The sequence below is a fragment of the Flavobacterium sp. genome, assembly GCF_044369455.1.
GTDB lineage: Bacteria > Bacteroidota > Bacteroidia > Flavobacteriales > Flavobacteriaceae > Flavobacterium.
Genome location: NZ_JBIPLW010000042.1, coordinates 1 through 7,892, shown reverse-complemented (window position 1 = coordinate 7,892; position 7,892 = coordinate 1). Strand labels below are relative to the sequence as shown.

1 pseudogene is annotated in these 7,892 nt (G+C 51.1%); it reads left to right on the top strand.

The annotated features are described in order from the left end of the window. A pseudogene (locus ACIQ2L_RS13705) lies at window positions 1-7,892 on the top strand (hypothetical protein); the annotation flags it as partial.

The window sequence follows — 7,892 nt, the reverse complement described above, 5'->3', positions numbered from 1 at the left end:
CCGTGGGAGAATTGATCGATGCAATCAACCTATCTTTAGATTCCAATGGTCTAGTACGAGCTCGCTTGGTTAGTGGCTCTTTATTTACTCGAATTGGTGCCAATCCAACTACTTACTCGCCATTGACTTTGGTGGCTGGTGACGACGTTGCGATTACTCCATCCTTTATTGGTTTTGGGGACACGAATCGCGAAGTTGTCATTCGATTTGCTGAGACACTGCCAGACGATTTTTACATTATCGATATCTTGGGCGCAGGACCATTTGCGCTTCGAAACCTTGCAGGACAAGCATTCAATTCGGGTGTGAGCAAGAGTGTTCGGTTCGATTTGGATCTTGGTACCACCATTCAATCCGTGGTACCTCAACCGATCGTTCGCAATTTGAATGGCACTTTGAGCCAATTGCGCAACGTTATTCATGTCTACTTCAATGATGATGATTTGAATCCTGTGGAGGCGCAGAAGCCTGAGTACTATCAATTGGTGCACACGGGTAACACGCTTCGCGGCACAGACGATGTCGTGTTTTTACCAGTGTCTGTCAATTACGATTCCGTACTGAATCGATCGACATTAACGTTCAGCCGTAATCTAGACGCTTTGGTGGATTCTTTAGGTAATCCGTTACCGATTACCGCTTTGCGTTTGCGGATTGGTAACAATCAAGGGGCCACTGCGGGTGGCGTGACAGAAGTTTCTCAGGCAACGGATCCGGGTAGTCGCTTTACGAGTGCAGCCGATCTGGGTGGCGCTTGGGCCGCCGGAAGCGGTGCCAAGTCGGTTATCGTGAATTCTCAAATTCTAAACGAAACACCGTACGAATTAGATTTCCCTGGTGCCAACAATGAAGCTGGAAACCGGGACAGTCGTTATCAACATCACGTGACTCGAACAGATGCCGATGGCATCGCGGTGATCAGTTACAATTTCGCATCGGAACTAGGGACAGCGAATCAAAGCGTTCAATTGAACGCGATCACTGAACCTCAAAAGGATTTGGTTCGCCAAATTTTCTCGCTCTACGAAAAGTATTTGGGAGTACGATTTCTCGAGAGTGATTCGTTAGGCTTCACCGTAGCCGTAGGCGATATGCTGGCGATCAATCCGCTGACTGCGTTGACTCCGATTGAGGCCAACCGCGCTGGAGGTTTGACTTTCGCGGCCGGACCATTGGTTTCGAATCCAGCCATCTCTGCTGCAATTATTGACATCCAAGATTTCAACTCGGCGGATGATAATTTGTTCGGAACGGAATTGTTCCGATCTTTCATGCGTGGTATTGGCGTGTTGCTGGGCTTGGGAAGCGCTGATGAACTACCGCAATCGACGGTTCAAAACAATTTGCCGTTGGCGACTTCTACTAATGCCGAACCTGTTTTCCCGGGCAATCACGATATCGTCCACGGACAGCATATTCTTCGACCAGAAGGTCGAGACATCGACCTATATCGTTTCACTCTGCCTAGTGTGGGTGGGCAGCTCAACCTGGAGATCGTGGCTGAGAGGCAAGCAGATTCCAGTTTGCTAGACGCGGCGATACGGCTCTATCGCAATGAGGGGACAACTTTGGCCCCTCGCTGGGTGGAACTTGCAGCGAATGACGATTACTTTAGCAAAGATCCTCGAGTGCAACTCGAGTTTGTCAAAGGTGGTGACTACATTGTCGGCGTTAGTGCCAAAGGCAACACGAGTTACAATCCTGAGATCGAAGACTCGGGTTTAGGTGGAAAATCAGAGGGCAAGTATCAGCTTCGCATCGATTATCGTCCACCTGCTCCAGCATCCTTAGTGGACGTCAATGGATTACCGACTCCGTTGGATGGAGATGGGGATGGTCGACCTGGTGGGGTTCATAATTATTGGTTCGTACCTACGAGACCTGACCGGGCAACTCCTGTTCCTGGAGTTGCAGATGCTTCTGCCTATACGATTTGGGTTGACAAGACGGCAGCCAATGGCGGTTCGGGCACGCTCGCTTCACCGTACAACACCATCAGTCGAGCATTAACCGAGGCAGCTACCATCTCCCAATCGGATCCGCTGGCGACACGCAACGTCGTCGTGCGAATTTTGGGGAATACTCAAAACCGAGCCTTCGAAATAGGTTTCAATCGTTTTGGACAGAGTTTGGCGGACGGCTCAACGTTTGATGTTCCCAAGAATGTTACGGTGATGATCGATGCGGGCGCCATCATCAAGATGGGGCGTGCGAGAATCAGCGCAGGTAGTTCCACGGTGAGCGTGGATCGCAGCGGTGGTTCCCTTCAATTGCTTGGAATCCCTGATTCGAAAGTGATCGTCACATCCATAAACGACACCGTGGGTGTCGGAGTGAATCCTGACAAAACGCCTCCTGCACCCGGACCAGGGGACTGGGGCGGGATCGAATTTCGCAACAGAATTGACGGCGGAGATGAAACGAGAACAGATCGCGAGCGCGATGGATTGTTCTTGAACACGGTCGTCCACTCCGATTTGCGGTTCGGCGGTGGCCAAGTTTTTGTGGACGGTGTTTCGCAAGTCATTACTCCCATTCACATCGTCGACTCGCGACCTTCTATTGCGAACAATTTGATTACTCGAAGCGCCGATGCGGCGATGTCCGCGACACCAAACAGCTTCCGCGAAGACAACTTCAATGATCCTCGATCGCAAGGCAATGGTTTGTTTGTCGCCGACTACGACAGAGTCGGACCTGACATTCGAGGCAATCGAATTGTTAACAATACAGTCAACGGATTGTTCATCCGCACGCGAACAGGTGCAGCAGAAAATCCAGAGACCATTACGGTCGCTGCGCGATTTGACGATTTGGATATCGTTCACGTGGTCGGTGAAAACTTGATTGTTGATGGACGTCCAGGAGGCGGCATTATTGATGTTGCAGCTCCCCCGACTACAGTCGTGACTTTAGTTGCATCTACAGGTGGTTCGTTATCGGCTGGAACCTACAATTACAAGCTTGTTTATGTCGATGCAGCAGGAAGTGAAAGCTTAGCATCGTTACCAACATCCTCGGTGACTGTAGCGGCGAATGGATCTATTGCTCTCGACAATCTGCCACCTATCGGTCCAGGATTGCCTTATGTGGCCAGACGCATTTATCGCAGTGATGCAACCGGTGGTGGAACTTATCGCTTTGTTGCGCAAATCAATGCCGTTACAACGACTTTTGTTGACAATGGAAACGTCACCGGCTCTGCACTGGTAGAGTTAACATCAAAAGTTCGCTCCAGGCTTGACGGCAGCTTGATCGTCGACCCGGGGTTGATTATCAAATCGCAAGGCTCTCGAATCGAAGTCCGTAATGGTGGGCATCTGGTCGCTGAGGGCACCGCTTCACTTCCGATTGTGATGACGAGTATCAACGATGCTCGTTTCGGGGTCGGTGGAACATCGGACACTTCGAACACGCGAGCGACACGAACTCCGAATCGCGGTGACTGGGGTGGAGTGTTCGTTGGGCACGCTAGTTCTGGATCTTTAGACAATATTCGAATGGCATTCGCTGGCGGTTCCACGCGAATCGAAGGGGGCTTCGCGTCGTTCAATCCGATTGAAGTCCATCAAGCAGACTTCCGGCTCACGAATTCGAGAATTGAGCAAAGCGCGTCGGGAACTGAGAGCTCGACATCGGCATCGAGAACAGGTCGAGGCACTAACGGCGCTGCAGCCATCTTCGTTCGAGGGTCGCAACCGATTATCGTCAACAACCGCATTTACGATAACGATGGCGCGGCGATTAACATCGATGTCAATTCTTTGAGCCATGAGTACGTTACCGATCGCGGTCGATCGACGGGCGAATTGGGTCTCGTGGGCGAGTTTCTGGAGAACCAAGGACCGCTCGTCAAGGGCAATCAGCTTTCACGAAACACCACCAATGGTATGCTGGTTCGTGGTCAGACAATTACAACGCAAAGTGTCTGGGACGATTCTGACATCGTGCATGTCGTCTCCAGTTCAATCACCTCTGACAATTTGCACACCTTCGGCGGGCTACGATTGAAGAGTAGTGCATCCGAAAGTCTAGTTGTTAAATTCGGCGGAGCCGCTGGATCTGTTGGGCTGACAGCCACCGGTACTCCACTCGACTATGCGTCGCGAATCGGCGGTAGTCTGCAAGTGTTAGGGCAACCAAATTTCCCAGTGATATTGACTAGTCTCTCGGATGATACGGTCGGTGCAGGATTCGGAATCGATGGTCGCTCCAATTTTGATACCAACAACGATGGTACTGGTTCTGTAGCGACGGCAGGTGCATGGACTGGGTTGACTGCTCGAACGTACTCTAATGACCGCAACGTAGCCGCAGTGTCTGAACGCGAGTCCGCTCGTGCAAGTTCACCTGCCGCTAATGATACGCCTAGCAGTGCACAATATCTGGGGCAATTATCACGACAATCAACAGGTGGTGACGAAAACGCTCGCTTAGGTTTTGAGATCCAAGGTACGATCAACAAACCATCGGACGTCGACGTTTATAGTTTCACCGCAAACGGTCGAACCGAAGTTTGGTTGGACATTGATAGAACGACCTTTGGGTTGGACACGGTTGTGGAATTGATTGCGGCAGACGGAACGATTTTGGCGTTGTCTGACGATTCCTTCTTGGAGGAAACAGAGCGTACCACGAATCCGATCTTTACAACGCTTTCGGGCAACTCTGCGAATCCTCTTCGCAAGAGTTCTTTGATTCAAGTACCAACAACTGCGGCTGGCGATGCACGGGACGACTACGGGACCAATCCGAAAGATGCGGGTATGCGAGTTGTGCTGCCAGGCCAAGAGTCGGTCGCTAGCCTGTATCACATTCGCGTTCGAAGCAGCAATCAAGTGGCAGGTCAAGCCGCAGGCACTCCTGCATTGTCCAATCCTGCATCGGTAGGTCTAGGGAAATCGAAAGGCTCGTACCAATTGCAAGTGCGATTGGGCGAAGCGCAAGAATTCCCGGGAACGGTGATATCACACGCCGACATTCGTTTTGCTACGAATGGTGTGACGCTTTCTGGCGTTCCACGCCACTCTCCGCTGGTGGGTGAAACAGCAGAAGTTGAAACAGCGACAACCAACAATAATACGTTTGCGTCCGCGCAATACCTAGGCAACCTCCTTCAAACGGATCGTAGTACGATTTCTGTCGCGGGTAGCCTTTCGTCTCCATCAGACATAGACTGGTTTTCGTTTGACATCAGCTATCAACAACTGTTGTCGCCGTTGGCTCAATATTTATCGACGATTTTCGACATCGATTATGCGGATGGAATCGGTCGAGCTGATATGTCGATGTATCTATTCAATTCCAATGGTAACTTGATCCATCTTGGTGAAGATAGCAATATCCTTGACGACCGAGCGACCGCATTGCGATCGGCGGACAATTCTGACCTAAGTCGCGGATCGACAGGTACATTGGATCCGTATATCGGTTCGGTTGAACTTCCTGCGGGTCGTTATTTCCTCGCAGTTACTAGTCGATCTCAGATTCCAACGGTGCTGGCCAATCGTCTTAGTACAACAGGTAACAACGACAGCGGCGTACGATTGCAACCTGTCAATAGCGGTCGCTACATCGTCGAAGACCGTGTAGATGGTCGACTTGGTGCATCTGCACAAGGTCCGATTGTTCCGCAATTCCTCCCAGAATCGTCTCGGGTTGAGTATGTACTTGGTGATGTGCCGTTGTATTTGCTGCAGGATCTTGCGAACGGAGCTTCTCAAATATTTCTTGCAAACTCAATGACTGGCCAGCTTTCCAATTTCGTTGGAGCGACGGTATTGGCAGAAATCAATGACTTCGCGATACGTCCCAACGGGGATATCCGAGCGTTCAGCGGCCGAGTGAACAACGTCAGAAACGACGCGAATGCCAACTACATTTTGATCGATCCAGGTACTGGGACAGCACAGGTCGACGGCAACTTTGGTGTGACGACTCGACAGTTGAACCCGGCGGACGGTCAACTGGCAGACCAAAACGAAGGGCTTATCTTCAATGCCCTGACGTATGCGAATTTAGGTGGCACGGAAATTGGATTCGCGATAGCGAACCGACCTCTTGCGCCAGCAAGTCCTGGGGTGCGTTATGAACAGAATATCTTGTATCGATTCAATGCGGGAACCGGTGCCGGCGATAGTGGTCCAACGCCAAACAATGACAATGCATTCAACATCGTTACAGCGGGTAATCCAAACCCACCGGACATAATTCTAGGTGCTGGAACTTCGGTCACAGAGCGTGGTTTCATTCAAACCTCGCCATTGCCCGGTCTTACGGTATCCACTCGAGTTGCGTTAACAGAGGCTACCCAAGTTCGATCTACAACGCAGAATTTGGTAAATGACGGTGATACGGTTTCGATTCGCGTTTTGCCGAGCACCAACGTAACGTTTGAGTTCAATGCAGGACCGGAATTACGGTTGCAGCTCGATCCTGTCAATTTCCCATCACGGGTACTTTTGGACGGGGATCAGTTTGTGATCGATGGCGTTACCTATCAGATCACGACGAATGCTTCGCCAGGTGTCATACCTGGAGTAACGACAGTATTCTACAGCCCAACGATGACAAACGCACAGTTTGTTGCATCCCTGAAACAAGCGGTTCCTTCAACGATCCAAGTTGGATTCGATGGCAATCGCGTTAATTTCAGCGGGGCAGTAACCGGCTCTTTCAACATCTTGAGCACTCGAGGAGTTGCACAAGATCTTGGTTCGACTGGCAATGTTGGTAGCGGACGAATCGCGGTGGATTTCTTGGCTGAAGACACTGCCGAGACGATGGCACTACGCTTAGCACAAGCTCTAAACTCCGCTGGGTTTGCAGGTCTATCGGCAGTAGCAGTCAACAATGAAGTGCAATTGGTTAACGCACAAGTAACGGCCGCAACCGGCAGTGCTCGACGCGTTGGCATTGCTCCCGGAGGAGCTGTCACTGGGATTGCACAAGTGAACGGTGATCTCTTCGCGGTAAGCGACCAAGGGGGACTATATCGCGTTTCCTCAAATAGATTGACATCGAACTTCGCTGGCAATATCGCCGATTACGTTTCCTCGTCATACAATCTAACAGGTATCCGATTCACGGGCTTGTCTGCGGGACCACGTCACGTTGGTGGTGGACAGTATGAAGATATTCTCTTTGGTACAGACGTATTCGGGAATATTCATGCGTTCGATACGAATGGGGTCCCACAGGGGGTATTTGCCAACGGTGAATCGCAAGTATCCACTGGTCTGGTCTCGCTTTCAGGCCTTGCGTTCTCGAACCTGGATTACAATTTGTGGCACCAATCTGCTCGGCGAGGGAACGATGCAGGCCATAATCTAAATGCCCCAACGGATCGAACTGATGTCTCGACCAACGGCGGGTTGAGTTGGTACTTTGGTTTTGAGAACCGATTTGCCAATAACAACGTAAACTTCGATAACTTCTCGAATCCCCTGGCTCAGCCTCGCGCCTTGGGTACACCTTTGGCAAACACCTACAACTTCCCAGGCGGTGCGGCAGGCGTGCTCGAGAGTCAACCATTCTCGTTGGCCGGTATGTCTTCTGCTGACAAGCCTACGTTGTACTTCAATTATTTCTTGAGCACCGAAGATGCGAATTCTTCGCTGACCAACCCGATCCGTGATTCGTTCCGAGTCTATGGACAAGGAGACGATGGCGTTTGGAGATTGTTGGTAACGAACAATAGTTCAACACAGGAGGCCCCAGTAGAGCGTGCGATCGACAATGATCTTACCGCTGGACAAACAGCCCCCGGTGTTGCATGGCGTCAAGCACGTGTCGATATCGGCCAACTCGCGGGTAGTCGTGAAGTGCGGCTCCGTTTCGAATTTAGCACCGCTGGCGGTATGGGAGACACATTTGCCGGCGGTCGCGGACCT